The sequence below is a fragment of the Streptomyces sp. NPDC047515 genome (assembly GCF_040643055.1).
Lineage (GTDB): Bacteria > Actinomycetota > Actinomycetes > Streptomycetales > Streptomycetaceae > Streptomyces.
Genome location: NZ_JBEYTM010000002.1, coordinates 290,615 through 303,499, shown reverse-complemented (window position 1 = coordinate 303,499; position 12,885 = coordinate 290,615). Strand labels below are relative to the sequence as shown.

14 protein-coding genes are annotated in these 12,885 nt (G+C 68.8%); 10 read left to right on the top strand and 4 right to left on the bottom strand.

The features are described 5' to 3' along the window. Positions 1 to 115 precede the first annotated feature (115 nt). Complete coding sequence (locus ABZ826_RS02800; RefSeq protein ID WP_361441113.1) at positions 116 to 442, top strand: hypothetical protein; 327 nt, start codon at positions 116 to 118, stop codon at positions 440 to 442. An 81-nt stretch (positions 443 to 523) separates the two neighbouring features. On the opposite strand, the gene ABZ826_RS02795 is transcribed toward ABZ826_RS02800, so the two are convergent. Continuing rightward, positions 524 to 1,345 carry a class I SAM-dependent methyltransferase gene (locus ABZ826_RS02795; RefSeq protein WP_361441110.1) on the bottom strand — a complete coding sequence of 274 codons (822 nt, stop codon included), beginning with the start codon at positions 1,343 to 1,345 and terminating at the stop codon, positions 524 to 526. 150 nt (positions 1,346 to 1,495) lie between these two features. After that, positions 1,496 to 1,750, bottom strand: coding sequence for a mycoredoxin (locus ABZ826_RS02790; RefSeq protein ID WP_351075460.1), 255 nt, complete (start codon positions 1,748 to 1,750; stop codon positions 1,496 to 1,498). Positions 1,751 to 1,960: 210 nt separating this feature from the next. On the opposite strand from ABZ826_RS02790, the gene ABZ826_RS02785 reads away from it, so the two are divergent. The 5 genes from ABZ826_RS02785 (at position 1,961) to ABZ826_RS02765 (ending at position 5,990) form a co-directional block, all read left to right on the top strand. Then, positions 1,961 to 4,213, top strand: coding sequence for an ATP-dependent DNA helicase UvrD2 (locus ABZ826_RS02785; protein ID WP_361441107.1), 2,253 nt, complete (start codon positions 1,961 to 1,963; stop codon positions 4,211 to 4,213). Positions 4,214 to 4,378: 165 nt separating this feature from the next. Then, a complete protein-coding gene (locus ABZ826_RS02780) occupies positions 4,379 to 4,711 on the top strand; it encodes a hypothetical protein (RefSeq protein ID WP_361441104.1) in 333 nt (110 codons plus the stop codon). Positions 4,712 to 4,883: 172 nt separating this feature from the next. Further along, positions 4,884 to 5,252, top strand: coding sequence for a WhiB family transcriptional regulator (locus ABZ826_RS02775; RefSeq protein WP_361441102.1), 369 nt, complete (start codon positions 4,884 to 4,886; stop codon positions 5,250 to 5,252). A 32-nt stretch (positions 5,253 to 5,284) separates the two neighbouring features. Beyond that, positions 5,285 to 5,608: a hypothetical protein gene (locus ABZ826_RS02770; RefSeq protein ID WP_361441172.1), complete on the top strand. Its 324-nt coding sequence runs from the start codon at positions 5,285 to 5,287 to the stop codon at positions 5,606 to 5,608. Between the two features lie 166 nt (positions 5,609 to 5,774). Beyond that, positions 5,775 to 5,990 carry a hypothetical protein gene (locus ABZ826_RS02765; RefSeq protein ID WP_361441099.1) on the top strand — a complete coding sequence of 72 codons (216 nt, stop codon included), beginning with the start codon at positions 5,775 to 5,777 and terminating at the stop codon, positions 5,988 to 5,990. Between the two features lie 132 nt (positions 5,991 to 6,122). Here the strand turns inward: ABZ826_RS02765 and ABZ826_RS02760 are convergent, their stop codons facing one another. Both ABZ826_RS02760 and ABZ826_RS02755 read right to left on the bottom strand, forming a co-directional pair. Then, on the bottom strand, positions 6,123 to 7,517 hold the full coding sequence (locus ABZ826_RS02760; RefSeq protein ID WP_361441096.1) for an AarF/ABC1/UbiB kinase family protein: 1,395 nt from the start codon (positions 7,515 to 7,517) through the stop codon (positions 6,123 to 6,125). Between the two features lie 41 nt (positions 7,518 to 7,558). Next, entirely contained in the window at positions 7,559 to 8,704 is a 1,146-nt protein-coding gene (locus ABZ826_RS02755; protein ID WP_361441093.1) for a ThiF family adenylyltransferase, read from the bottom strand. A gap of 218 nt (positions 8,705 to 8,922) precedes the next feature. Here ABZ826_RS02755 and ABZ826_RS02750 point away from each other — a divergent pair, with 218 nt between their 5' ends. The 4 genes from ABZ826_RS02750 to ABZ826_RS02735 all read left to right on the top strand — a co-directional run bounded on the left by ABZ826_RS02750 (position 8,923) and on the right by ABZ826_RS02735 (position 12,782). Then, positions 8,923 to 9,546 carry a M48 family metallopeptidase gene (locus ABZ826_RS02750; RefSeq protein WP_361441090.1) on the top strand — a complete coding sequence of 208 codons (624 nt, stop codon included), beginning with the start codon at positions 8,923 to 8,925 and terminating at the stop codon, positions 9,544 to 9,546. Between the two features lie 107 nt (positions 9,547 to 9,653). Continuing rightward, positions 9,654 to 11,315, top strand: a complete 1,662-nt coding sequence (locus tag ABZ826_RS02745; protein WP_361441087.1) for a TerD family protein — start codon at positions 9,654 to 9,656, stop codon at positions 11,313 to 11,315. Between the two features lie 12 nt (positions 11,316 to 11,327). After that, positions 11,328 to 12,008, top strand: coding sequence for an AIM24 family protein (locus ABZ826_RS02740; protein ID WP_361441084.1), 681 nt, complete (start codon positions 11,328 to 11,330; stop codon positions 12,006 to 12,008). A gap of 18 nt (positions 12,009 to 12,026) precedes the next feature. Beyond that, positions 12,027 to 12,782 (top strand): AIM24 family protein, encoded by a 756-nt coding sequence (locus tag ABZ826_RS02735; RefSeq protein ID WP_361441081.1) that lies wholly within the window; start codon positions 12,027 to 12,029, stop codon positions 12,780 to 12,782. Positions 12,783 to 12,885 lie beyond the last annotated feature (103 nt).

The following is a 12,885-nucleotide window of genomic DNA, read 5'->3' as shown; positions in this document are numbered from 1 at the left end:
AGCATCGTTCGTCACGACCGGTGACCGTAGCGCCCGATGACTCCGTCCGCCCACTGAACTGCGCAATCTCCGGGTTTCGTTCAGTCAACGGGGCGTCCGCTGCCCAGTCCTTCAGATGGACCCCTGCCAGAAGTCGCGCCTCATCGAGATCATCCAGAACTTCCGCGAACGCATCCGCGAGACCCGCGCGAACGGCTGGCTCGGCGAGGTCGAGGGACTTCAGGTCAGCTTCGACGCCGCGATGGCCAAGCTCAACAGCCTCAAGAACGCCCCCGCCGACGGGCGCCCTCAGCTGGTCGACCTCGGCATGCCCGTCATCACCGACCCCTCACCCCCGCCAGGAACAGGAGAACCCGGTCACGCACCCGATACGCCTGATCTCGTTCGGCTACCTCCACATCCCCGCCAGCCCGGACGGCACACCGATCCCCCCGACCGCTGACCGTGTCGAGGACTGCCGCGAGCGGGCAGCCGCTCGCGACATCCTCCACCGCGACGGAACCGATCTCATCGAAGGAGCTACCTAACGCAGTCGCGCCGTTGCGAGACGGATCTTGAAGGCGCAGGGGACGTGCCCGTCTGACGTCGTCATGTCCCTCACCTCGGCAAAGAAGGTTTTACGCAACCGCTCCACAGTCGCGCGATCGAGCGGGGCAAGATCATAAAGGCTGGAAACAGCAGCCCATACCTGCTCCACTGGCCCGCTCAGATCGATGGGAACGGTCTCCCAGTCCACCGCTGCGAAGCCTGCTGGTCCGAGGACTTCATCGAGCCCCTCGCGACTGCGTGTCCTTTTGTCCCCCAACGCCGGGATCCGCTGCGAGGCTGGCGTCTCCTCAATCGTGCGCCGCAACAGCGTGAGGAACCGTTCATAAGCCTCGCCGCCTACGGCCCCGCCTCCCACCACGCATGCCAGAACCCCTCCGGGAGACAGCACTCGGGCAACCTCAGCTGCGACTTGCTCGATCTCGCTCATCAGCATCAGCGCCATGTGGGACACGCAGGCGTCGAAGCTGTCGTCGGCGAAAGGAAGCTCCTGAGCTCGGCCCTCTTCCAGCTTTGCTCCGGAAAGCGCCGGTCGACGTCGTGCCAGCGACAGAGAGTGAGAGGACAGGTCCACTCCCGCGAGTTGTCGCCCGGGCCCTCGGGCCAGGAACTCCAGCAGTAGGCCGTCGCCGCAGCCGAGGTCCAGCACGCGCATGCTTCCAGCTACCTGATCGCACAAGATCTCATAGCTGGACCGGCCGTCTGGAGCATGGCCACGGCTGAACGCCTCTGCGGTCACTGCCGGGTACTCGGCGTGGAACGCCTGCAGAAATGCCTCTTGCGGTGCGGTAGTCGTCACTTACCCAACCTACGCCGCAGGCCTTTCGCGCGGCCGTCGTTAGTCCGGAAAAGGCCGACATCGGCCGACGGACGGCTCACGAGGTACGGGAACGCCCCCTCCGGTGCTGCTCGACCGGAGAGGGCGTTCCCGTACTGCGGGGAGGGCGGGTCAGGCGGCCAGCGCCTGCTTGACCTGGGCCAGGGACGGGTTCGTCATGACGGCCTCGACACCCGTGGAGCCGACCACCAGGACGGTGGGAACGGTCTGGTTGCCCCCGTTGGCCTTCTCGACGAAAGCCGCGGACTCCGGGTCCTGCTCGATGTTGATCTCGTTGTACGCGATGCCCTCGCGGTCCATCTGGCCCTTGAGCCGACGGCAGTAGCCGCACCACGTGGTGCTGTACATCGTCACAGTGCCCGGCATGTCTTCGCGCTCCCTTGTCTCATCAGTCTTCTCAGACTTGTCGTCTGACTCATCCGTCTCATCCGTCACGCGGAGAAGCTGGAAAGTGCGTCGCCGCACGGGAAGGAAACGTACGCGAGCCGACCACCATTCCCGCTGCCGCCCCTCTGTCGCGCGGTGGACCGCACTGCCGCATGAAGGTGGACCGCCCCTGCCGCATTAATACGACAGATGCTGCTCGCCTGTGGACAACCTTCGCACCGGCCTCTTCCGACCTGGCAGCATGGCGGGGTGACAGCAGCAACGCATTCCTCCCTTTTCCCGCAGGTCCCCGAGTCGGCCGATGCCGTGCTCGACGGCCTGGACCCCGAGCAGCGCGAGGTCGCCATGGCCCTGCACGGCCCGGTGTGTGTGCTGGCCGGAGCCGGTACGGGCAAGACGCGTGCGATCACCCATCGCATCGCCTACGGGGTGCGAGCCGGGATACTTCAGCCGACGAGCGTGCTCGCCGTCACGTTCACCAACCGGGCCGCGGGCGAGATGCGGGGACGGCTGCGCCAGCTCGGCGCGGGCGGGGTGCAGGCGCGGACGTTCCACTCCGCCGCCCTGCGCCAGCTCCAGTACTTCTGGCCGAAGGCGGTGGGCGGCGACCTGCCCCGGCTGCTGGAGCGCAAGGTCCAGCTGGTCGCCGAGGCCGCGGCCCGCTGCCGCATCCGGCTCGACCGCAACGAGCTGCGCGATGTCACCAGCGAGATCGAGTGGTCCAAAGTCACCCAGACCGTGCCCGCCGACTATCCGGCCGTGGTCGCCAAGACCCAGCGGGACGCCCCGCGCGACCCGGCCGAGATCTCCCAGATCTACGCGATGTACGAGCAGCTGAAGCGCGACCGTTCGGTGATCGACTTCGAGGACGTGCTGCTGCTGACCGTCGCCATCCTTCAGGACCGCCACGACATCGCCGATCACGTCCGCCGTCAGTACCAGCACTTCGTCGTCGACGAGTACCAGGACGTCAGCCCGCTCCAGCAGCGGCTGCTCGACCTCTGGCTCGGCGACCGGGACACCCTGTGCGTCGTGGGTGACGCCAGCCAGACGATCTACTCCTTCACCGGAGCAACCCCCGACCACCTGCTGAACTTCCGCACCCGCCACCCCAACGCGATGGTGGTCAAGCTGGTCCGTGACTACCGCTCCACCCCCCAGGTCGTCCATCTGGCCAACGGACTCCTCGGCCAGGCCCGCGGCCGGGCCGCCGAGCACCGGCTGGAACTGGTCTCACAGCGCGAGCCCGGCCCCGAGCCCGTCTACACGGAGTACGCGGACGAGCCCGCGGAGGCAGAGGGCACCGCGCGCCGCATCCGCGATCTGATCGCCGCGGGCGTCCCGGCCGGCGAGATCGCCGTGCTCTACCGGGTCAATTCCCAGTCCGAGGTCTACGAGCAGGCTCTGGCCGACGCGGGCGTGCCGTACCAGCTGCGCGGAGCGGAGCGCTTCTTCGAGCGGGCGGAGGTACGGGAAGCGGGCGTCGCCCTGCGCGGCGCGGCCCGCGCGGGGGGCAACGACTCCCTGCTCGACGACGCGGAGGGGCTGCCGGCGGAGGTCCGAGCGGTGCTGTCCACCAAGGGGTGGACCGCGGAACCGCCCGCAGGTTCCGGGGCGGTGCGAGACCGCTGGGAGTCCCTGGCCGCCCTGGTCCGGCTCGCCGAGGACTTCGAACGGGCCAAGCCGGGCGCGACGCTCTCCGATCTGGTGGCGGAGCTCGACGAGCGCGCCGCCGCCCAGCACGCCCCCACGGTCCAGGGGGTCACTCTCGCCTCGCTGCACTCGGCGAAGGGTCTGGAGTGGGACGCGGTCTTTCTGGTCGGACTGACCGAGGGCATGATGCCGATCACCTACGCCAAGACCGACGAGCAGATCGAGGAGGAGCGCCGACTGCTGTACGTCGGCGTCACCCGTGCCCGCCTCCATCTCTCGCTGTCATGGTCACTGTCCCGCTCGCCCGGCGGGCGCGCCGGACGGCGCCCGAGCCGGTTCCTCAGCGGACTGCGCCCCGGCTCCGTGCCGCTCGGTACGCGTGGCACGGCCGGTGGCGGCGGAATCGAACGGGGCCCCGGCCCGGTCGCCAAGCGCGGTCGGCGTGGCCCTGCCCGGTGCCGGGTCTGCGGCAAGACCCTGACCGATGCGGGCGAGATGAAGCTGATGCGCTGCGACGACTGCCCCTCCGACATGGACGAGGCACTGTACGAGCGACTGCGCGACTGGCGGGCGGTCCGGGCGAAGGAGATCGGTCAGCCCGCGTACTGCGTGTTCACGGACAAGACACTGATGGCGATCGCCGAAGCGGTGCCGGGCAGCGCGGGCGAGCTGGCCGGGATCTCCGGCGTCGGCGCGCGGAAGCTGGACCGGTTCGGGACCGCGGTACTCGCCATTTGTGCAGGTGAGACGGTAGAGGACGGACTTGGGGACGACGTTGACGAGGTGTGAGAAAAACTCGTCGAAAAAATAGTTTGCGCCCGCCCCAGTCATCACCATAGGTTCTTAACCACGGGAACAGCGACTTCTCTGAAGCCCTGGTCCTGTGCTGTACTTATCCGAATACGTAGGATCGGCCCGCCGGTCCCCCCGAGACGCCGAGAGGAGGCGATTGAAGTGATCAGCATCATCGAGACCAACAAAATGACCGATCTCTCGGTCGTCTCCGCCTGCTCGCTCGGCCTTGCCTGCTCTTCGAAGTCCTCGCTGCATGGCACCGGTCTGTCCGGCATTTCCGCCGTCAGCCCGCTGTCCCTGTCGAGCCTCCCCGTGCAGGAGCGCAATGAGCGACCGACCCAGGCACCGGCAGCAGCAGTAGCGAAGGGACAGGCCCAGGCCTATGCCTTTGCGGCCGTCGGTGCAGGAGCGGAATCCGGCGCCAAGAAGCAGATGACGCACCACACGATGTGGGCCTTCCGTGGGCCTGAACCCTGGAGTGATCCAGCCTGATTTACCATCAGGCCGGCGCCTTCAGGGCCGCGGAACCCCACTCGGGATCCGCGGCCCTTTTGTTTTGTCCAAACGGACGAGACAGCGAGAAGGAGCCTCGGGACAAGCAACACCCGGTACCAGCCGCCCCCGGCCAACAGGCCGGAACGACCAGACGAGGACACCACCCACCGTGCAACTCGAAGCGCACGCCCCGTCCGTACCGCCTTCCGACACGATCCCGCCGCCCGGCCTCACGGAGGACTCCGCCTTGACCCCCCTCACCCCCCTCACTGCGCTCGACGACGCCATCGAGAACCTCGGGGTGCCCGTCCCCTGCCGCTCCTACGACCCGGAGGTCTTCTTTGCCGAGTCGCCGGCCGACGTCGAGTACGCCAAGTCCCTCTGCCGCACCTGCCCGCTCGTCGAGGCCTGCCTCGCCGGCGCCAAAGAGCGCCGCGAGCCGTGGGGCGTCTGGGGCGGGGAGCTCTTCATCCAGGGCGTCGTCGTCGCTCGCAAGCGGCCGCGTGGCCGTCCGCGCAAGAACCCGGTCGCGGCGTGATCGCCGGACTGGGGGTCACGGCCCCCAAACCAATGAAACGCGTCGGAACCATCGACCGTCCCCACACCCACGATCCGCGAAATCAGGCCCCGATGTCCGTCCCCACGAATGAGCCCGTCGGCTCCGCAACACCGAACGTCACCATCATCGGCGCGAACGACTCGCGTCAGAACAGGACCCGCGAGATGCAACTCATCCCAGAAGCCCTGGCTCGTGCGCATATGCACGACCGCCTGAGGGAAGCCGACATGCAACGCCAGGCCGTGCGCCTGGTCGCCGCGCGCCGGATGCAGCGCCGGGCGGAGCGCGCCTCGATGCGTGCCCGTCGTGCGCTCGCCATGGCGGTCATGCACTAGTCGGGCCGAACTCCAGCAGCACCCGCTGCCGGGCAGCCGCTCTGCCCGGCAGCAGCCAGTACCCATAGTCAGTACCCCTTCCGCGGGGCCGGTCCGGACGGACCGGCCCCGCGGTCGTGCTGTGTGGTGCCGCGCGCCACAGCGGCGACGGAGTTATCGTCACGAGGTGGACGAGGAGACTCATCACCGGATTCAGCAAGCCGCGCGCAGCGACGCAGCAGTGATCACGTGCGCCCTGTGCGATACCGCAGCCGACAGCGAGACCGCACCGCCGACCTGGATCTGCTCCGTGGAGAACGGCAGGCGCCAGTACTTCTGCGAGGAGTGCGCCCGCACCCACATCAGAGCCATCGAGAGCCGTCTCGACTCCGCCTGGTGGTGACGCCTGGGGTGACAGCCGAAGGGGTGTCACCCCAGGAATGAGACGGCCAAGCCGAGACGGCCGGGGCGAGGAGCCCGAAGCGGTGACGACCGGCGGCGTGATGTCCGGGGCTTCGAGCCAGATGCCAACCGCCTACGCGCCGACGGCCCCGTCGCCGGCCAACTCCTCGGCCATCGAATCCTGCTGATCGCCGATCAGGAAGCCCGGCAGCCAGGATTCGAGTTCGTCGCGCAGCCGTACCGTGGCACCCAGCTGGCACAGCACCCCGATCGTGCTCAGCGTCACCCGGTGTATCAGCAGATAGGTGGGCGGCAGATTCAGCTGCTTGCCCAACTGGTGGGCGGGGGAGCGGGGATCGGCGACCCGTGCCGCCTGATTGCGCATCCAGCTCCGGGTGAAGGTGAATTCCTCCACCTGCGCAGGCTCGATGATCGGGAGGAGATAGTCGAGCACCGCATCCGGGTCGAGGTCGATCGAGTCCTTGACGAAGCCCTCCCCGCGCAGGAGCTCGTACACCGCCACCGCCTCACCCGCCAGCGTCAGCCGCAAGGAGTTCCCGATGGTCTGCGGCAGGCCGCCCGGCAGCCGGTCCACCGTGCCGAAGTCCATCACGCCGAGCCGCCACTGCGCGTCCTCGCCGGCCTCCTCGTCCGGAGGCAGCAGCCGGAAGTTGCCCGGATGCGGGTCCGCGTGGAGCAGGCCGGTGCGGGCGGGCCCGGAGAAGAGGAAACGCGCCAGCAACTGACCGGCCCGGTCCCGCTGCTCGGGCGTGCCCTCCGCGATCACGTCGGCCAGCGGGAGACCGTCCATCCACTCCGTCACCAGCACCTGATCGGACTGGTGCACCACATCGGGGATCACGACATCCGGGTCGGCGTCGAACTCCTCGGCATGGTGACGCTGCGACCGCGCCTCCTGTTCGTAGTCCAGTTCCTCCGAGACCCGGTCGCGCAGCTCCGTGATGAGCGGCTTGATGTCCATGCCGGGGATCAACGGGCCGAGCAGTCGGGCGAACCTGCTGAGTTGAGTCAGATCCGAGAGCAGCGCCTCTCCGGCGCCCGGATACTGCACCTTCACCGCCACGTCCCGTCCGTCGTGCCACACCGCCCGGTGCACCTGGCCGATCGAGGCGGCGGCCGACGGCTTGTCCTCGAATTCGAGGAACAGCTCCTGCCAGTCCTCGCCGAGCCGTTCCTCCAGGACCGCGTGCACCGTGGCGCTCGGCAGGGGAGGTGCGGCTTCCTGCAGTTTGGTGAGCGCCGCCCGGTACGGCCCGGCGACCTCCTCCGGCAGTGCCGACTCGAAGACGGACAGGGCCTGACCCAGTTTCATCGCGCCGCCCTTCAACTCGCCCAGGACCTTGAAGAGCTGATCCGCGGTGCGCTGCTGCACCTCCCGGGCGACCAGCTCCGCCGACTTGCCGCCGATCCGCTTGCCCAGACCCCACGTGGCGCGGCCGGCGAAGCCCAGTGGCAGGGCGGCCAATTTGGCGGTACGGGTGACCGCTTTCCGGGGTAGATCAGACATGAGCCCCTCCAAATCCCAGACTGCCGTACCGCGTGCGGCGGTTACCCGGCCATTGTGTCGTGCGCGGCGTCGACCGCGGAGGCGCGCTCCCTCCCCGTGTGCCCAGCCGCTCCGCAGGAGCAGTCGAGATGTGCCGGGATCCGCTCGGACCGCCAGTCCAGCAGTGGCAGCGCGGCCTCCCACCGGGTGCCGGTACTCGCGGGCAGTTCCCCGTCCAGAAAGGACAGCGCATGCGCGGCCGCGAGGCCTGCCACCGCTGTCGCCAGCCCCAGATCACAGGCCTGCACGGCGGTGCGCCGCCCGGACTGCCACTGGGACAGCATCCTGGTCCACTGCTCGTCCCCATCCGCACGCTCCAGAGCCAGACAGCCCGCGCATGCCGTACCCCCGGGCAGGACCAGGGGCCCGACCACTCCCGTCGCCTCCATCACTCCGGCGTAGAGATGGGGTGTTCCCGAAGTGATCCAGGGTTCGGCCGTGCGCGGGTCGGGGACGTACACCCCGAGTCCGTCGCGAGGGGCGACGACGATCAGCGAAAGTCCCGGCTCGCCACCCGCGGAGGAAGTCGCAGCTTCCGCTTCCCGGGGAGCCGAACCGGCGGCGGCCCTGCGCACCAACTGCCGGGCGGCGGTGTCCCTGCGCTCTCCGACCGCCGCCGGTGGCAGCCCGCCGGGCGAGACGTCCCACGGCTCCGTGTGCCCACCGTCCAGCACCTCCACCCGGCCCACCCCGGAGCCGGACAGTACCGCCGCGATCGCGGCACCGACCCGCCCGGCGCCCCGCACCTGGACCCGCATCGCCCGGCGGGCGGCCAGCCGCCGCATTCCGCCGCCCGGTTCCGGATGGACGACGGACAGCGAGGCCAGATCGGGGCGGTGCCGCTCCAGAACACCGGGCCGCTTCCGTAACGCATCGATCTCCGGGCCGACGGGCCGCACGTCATCGATCAGACCGGCAGTCGTCAAGCTGCCGACCAAGGTCTCCATTTGATGGTCCGACAGGTTCAGCGCCCGCGCCTCTTCCCGCAGCAGCGGGAGACCGCGCGTACCGTCGAGCAGTTCCAGAAAACAGCCCGTGGCGATATCCATCGGACTGAGCTTGACCGCATGAGCGGGTGTCACCCCGAATTGCACGGTGCCTCGGCCGCGCCAGGCGCGGCGCAGTGCGGGCTTCAACATCGGATACATGGCTTCCCCCGGTCTGTGTTCCGTGATCTCTGTGCGTGGGCTGTGTCCGGATCTCCGCGAGATCCGTTGTCAGAATGCAGGCCGGCGTCGAAACGTGCGGAAAGTTATCCACAGGTGTGGGGTATTAGTCGTTCAAATGGTGCATGCCACGGAGCGGATCACGCGCGAACCGTCCCGGAGGCGGGACTTCCCCCACTGACACCGGGTAACGTCGTGGCGTGCCCGCCGACCCGTCACCCGGAATCGCCGGGGAGTCCCCCGCGCGCAGCGCCGGAACCCAGCAGCGCAGCGCGGCAGACCGTCCGCCCCGCGCCTCGGCAACGAGCGCGGTCGAGGTCCGCAGGAGCAACCGCCGCAGCAGAACGGTTTCCGCGTACCGGGAGGGGAACCGCACCATCGTGCTCATCCCCGCCCGGATGTCGGCGGCCGAGGAACAGCGGTGGGTGAACGTGATGCTCGACAAACTCGCGGCCCAGGAGAGTAAACGCGTCCTCGGTGACAGCGAACTCGCCGAGCGGGCCCAGCGGTTGTCCGTCCAGTATTTCGAGGGCCGGGCCAGGCCCGTGTCGGTGCGCTGGGTGACCAATCAGAACACCCGATGGGGGTCCTGCACCCCGGCGGAGGGCAGTATCCGGCTGTCGCACCGGCTGCAGGGCATGCCCGAGTATGTCGTCGACTATGTACTGGTCCACGAACTGGCCCATCTGCTCGTCCCCGGCCATGGTCCGCGCTTCTGGCGGCTGCTGGAGGCGTATCCGCGCACCGAACGGGCCCGCGGCTACCTGGAGGGCGTGGTGGCGGCCGACCGGCTGCCGCATCTGCCTGCCGCACGAGGTGAGTGACGTTCGGCGGTTCTGTACCGGGTGTGTACCGGCTTGGCCCGATGTCGGAGTTTGCGGTTAGCCTGGCGCGACGCATTCACATTCGGGATGGGGGACGGTCGTTACGCATGGCCAGGGAATTCCAGCGCGGCCACAAGGCCAAGATCAGCGATCTCACGCCGGGGACGGACCTGTACGTAGGTGTGCAGATCGCCGGTCCGGGACTGACCATTGACATCAGCTGCTTCGGTCTCGATGCCAATGAGCAGCTCTCCGACGACCGATATTTCATCTTCTTCAATCAGCCTAAATCGCCCGAGGAGTCCATTCAGCTCCTCGGTGCCCAGGCCGGTGACACCGAGTCGTTCCGCGTCACCCTGGACCGCATTCCGGCGAACATCCACAAGCTGTCGTTCACCGCTACGCTCGACGGCGCCGGCCAGATGTCCCAGGTCGGTCCTGGATACATCCGAATCGTCGCGGGCGGCGAAGAAGTCGTCAGGTACGCCTTCACCGGTTCGGAGTTCACCACCGAGCGCGCGGTGATGCTGGGCGACTTCTATCTGAAGGACGTGTGGCGGTTCGCCGCCGTCGGGCAGGGTTTCGACGGCGGCCTGGAAGCGCTGCTGAAGAACTTCGGCGGTGAGGTCGCCGAGGAGGAGCCGGCCGCACCTCAGCCGCAGGCCGCCATCCCGTCGTTCGCGCCGCCCGCCCAGGCCGCCGCACCGGCGCCCGCCCCGTCGTTCGGTGCCCCGGCCGCGCCGCAGGCACCCCAAGCCCCGCAGCCGGCCCCGTCCTTCGGTGCCCCCGCCCCCGACCCCGCCCCCGACCCGCAGCAGCAGATCCACAACGCGCCGACGATGGTGGCGCCGATGGCCCCCATGGCACCGCAGGGCGGCACCGCTCCTCCGCCCCCGCCCCCACCCGCGCCGTACGGACAACCGGGCCAGCAGCCGCAGTTCGGTCAGGTCCCCGGCCAGCCCGCGCCCGCGGCACCCTATGGCCAGCAGGCTCCCGCCTCGTACGGTCAGCCGGCACCCGCGCCCTACGGACAGCAGGCTCCGGCTCCGTTCGGGCAGCAGCCTCCCGGCATGGCCCCGGGGATTCCGCAAGGTGTGCCGCAGTCCGGTGCCGGGCTTCAGGCGGCCGTCAACCTCTACAAGGAGGTGCCGACGGGCCAGCGCTGGACCGCGCAGAACAAGCAACTGGTGCGCGTCGACCTCGGGGAGGACGGCGCCCCCGTCCTGGCCCGTCAGGGCAGCATGGTCATGTACCAGGGCAAGGTCGACTTCGGCTACAAGGGAGCGGGCTTCGCCGGCCGGATCGTGGGGCACGCCACGGGCCAGGAGATGCAGCTCATGCGCTGCACCGGCCGCGGCCAGGTCTTCCTCGCGGAGGACAGCGCCCATCTGCACCCCATCGAGCTGCAGGGCGACAGCATCTGCGTCTCCGCCGAGCGTGTCCTCGCCTTCGACGAGTCCCTTCAGTACGAGGTACGCAGGATCGAAGGGCACGGCATCCCGGGCGGCGCGCTGTTCACGATGCTCTTCCAAGGAACCGGCACCGTCGTGGTGATGACGCACGGCACTCCGGTCGTCCTGCCCGTGACGCCCACGACCTTCGCCGACAGCGACGCGATCGTGGCCTGGTCCGCCGCGTCCCAGGTCATCGTCTCCAGCCAGGTGCGGCTGCGCTACAACGCCTACCCGGGACACAGCGGGGAATCGGTGAACCTTCAGTTCCGGGGGGCCCCGGGCAACTTCATCGTCGTCCAGCCGTACGAGGTCTGAGGAAGCCGAGGAATGAACCAGCAGCTCGCGGGGTACGCCCCCGCACCCGTCACAGCCCGTATGGAGAATCACGGCAGCGCCATGCTGAAGGTGGCGATGGCCACGGGGCAGGACCTCTTCGCCCGGGTGGGCTCGATGGTCGCGTACGAGGGATTCATCCAGTACGAACCGAACCCGCCCGCCGTACGCCAGATCGCCCGTGACTGGATCACCGGTGAGGGCGCCCCGCTCATGAAGTGCAGCGGGGACGGACTGCTGTACCTGGCCGACTACGGTGCCCATGTCGTCGTCGTCCACCTCAACAATGAGGCGCTGTCGGTCAACGGCACGAACGTCCTCGCCTTCGACGCCCAGCTCCAGTGGGGCGTCGAGCGCGTCAAGGGGATGGCCAAGTTCGCCGGCCAGGGTCTGTGGAACGTGTCCGTCTCGGGCACCGGCTGGGTCGCCCTGACCTCGCGCGGAACGCCCGTCGTCGTCAACTGCGGCAGCGGCGAGGACGAGACATATGTCGACCCCGACGCGCTCGTGGCCTGGTCCCCGAACCTCAAGGTGAAGGGCAAGCGCAGCTTCAAGGCGGCTTCCTTGATCGGCCGCGGCAGCGGCGAGGCATATCAGATGGCCTTTTCCGGTCAGGGCATCGTCGTCGTACAGCCGAGCGAGGACAGCACCGACCGCCTGCGGGCCCGGGGCTGAGGGGAGCGAGAAGACACCATGCAGAGTCCGCTTTTCCACCACACCGAACAGCAGTCCGCGGACCGCTACGTCCTGCAGAACGCGCAGATGCTCCGGGTGACGCTGGGCGGTCACGACGACATCCTGGCCCGCAAGGGCAGCATGGTCGCGTACCAAGGACTGGTCGAGTTCGACGGGGAGTACCAGTCGCGGGGCCAGGGCCACTCCCGCGCTCACACCGGCGAAGGCCTCGACCTCATGCGGTGCTCCGGCCAGGGCACCGTCTTCCTTGCCAATCTCGCGCAGTACGTGCACGTGGTGGACGTCGACCACGACGGGCTGACCGTCGACAGCGCCTATGTGCTCGCACTGGACTCCGGGCTGCATCACGAGGTCATCGCGGTGGACAGCCAGTACGGCATCGCCGGCACCGGCAAGTACCAGCTCAATATCTCCGGCACCGGCAAGGTCGCCCTGATGACCTCGGGCCAGCCGCTGATGATGCAGGTCACGCCGGACAAGTACGTCAACGCCGACGCCGACGCGATTGTCGCCTGGTCCAGCTCGCTGCGGGTGCAGATGCAGGCCCAGACGCACTCCTCGGGCGTCTGGCGGCGGCGCGGGAACACCGGCGAGGGCTGGGAGCTCAGCTTCCTCGGCCAGGGCTTCGCCCTGGTCCAGCCGAGCGAGGTGCTGCCCCCGCAGAGCGCCCAGATCGGCCAGGGAATCCGCGCGCAGTACGGGATGGGTCAGCAGGGCGCCCATGGCCAGAACCAGAACAACGCCTGGAACTGACCACGACGCACCGGTCGAACGACCACAACGGCAGGATGGGCCCATGGACGCAGGGCTCGCCGCGCTGCTGGGCGCCGGTGTCGGCTCTGTCGCCACGCTTGGC

What these genes read in the sequence shown, in the direction of transcription:
- ABZ826_RS02800 (WP_361441113.1), top strand. Translation starts at nt 116, where the DNA reads ATGGACCCCTGCCAGAAGTCGCGCCTCATCGAGATCATCCAGAACTTC.
- ABZ826_RS02790 (WP_351075460.1), bottom strand. Translation starts at nt 1,750, where the DNA reads ATGCCGGGCACTGTGACGATGTACAGCACCACGTGGTGCGGCTACTGC.
- ABZ826_RS02785 (WP_361441107.1), top strand. Translation starts at nt 1,961, where the DNA reads ATGCTGCTCGCCTGTGGACAACCTTCGCACCGGCCTCTTCCGACCTGG.
- ABZ826_RS02770 (WP_361441172.1), top strand. Translation starts at nt 5,285, where the DNA reads ATGAAACGCGTCGGAACCATCGACCGTCCCCACACCCACGATCCGCGA.
- ABZ826_RS02760 (WP_361441096.1), bottom strand. Translation starts at nt 7,517, where the DNA reads ATGTCTGATCTACCCCGGAAAGCGGTCACCCGTACCGCCAAATTGGCC.
- ABZ826_RS02755 (WP_361441093.1), bottom strand. Translation starts at nt 8,704, where the DNA reads ATGTATCCGATGTTGAAGCCCGCACTGCGCCGCGCCTGGCGCGGCCGA.
- ABZ826_RS02745 (WP_361441087.1), top strand. Translation starts at nt 9,654, where the DNA reads ATGGCCAGGGAATTCCAGCGCGGCCACAAGGCCAAGATCAGCGATCTC.
- ABZ826_RS02740 (WP_361441084.1), top strand. Translation starts at nt 11,328, where the DNA reads ATGAACCAGCAGCTCGCGGGGTACGCCCCCGCACCCGTCACAGCCCGT.
- ABZ826_RS02735 (WP_361441081.1), top strand. Translation starts at nt 12,027, where the DNA reads ATGCAGAGTCCGCTTTTCCACCACACCGAACAGCAGTCCGCGGACCGC.